Origin of the sequence: Fretibacterium sp. OH1220_COT-178 (genome assembly GCF_003860125.1) — a bacterium.
Taxonomy (GTDB): Bacteria; Synergistota; Synergistia; order Synergistales; family Aminobacteriaceae; genus CAJPSE01.
Genome location: NZ_RQYL01000104.1, coordinates 1 through 210, shown reverse-complemented (window position 1 = coordinate 210; position 210 = coordinate 1). Strand labels below are relative to the sequence as shown.

Here is a 210-nt window from a genome sequence, read left to right as displayed (position 1 = left end):
CTAGATAGTGTCGTCACAAGATATTAGCCCAAAGAGCAATGCAGCGAATTTGCACCGCGGCAACAAAGGATGCGGCATTTTTCGCATACCGTGTAGCAATACCCCGCCATCGTTTCAAATGCAAAAACGCATTCTCCACCAAATGCCGAAACTCATAAAGATGCTTCTTGTACTCTCGAGCCTCCTTACGGTTCTTCTTCGGCGGGATTA

1 pseudogene is annotated in these 210 nt (G+C 47.1%); it reads right to left on the bottom strand.

The features are described 5' to 3' along the window. Nucleotides 1-13: 13 nt before the first annotated feature. Nucleotides 14-210, bottom strand: a pseudogene (locus EII26_RS13025) (IS5/IS1182 family transposase); the annotation flags it as partial.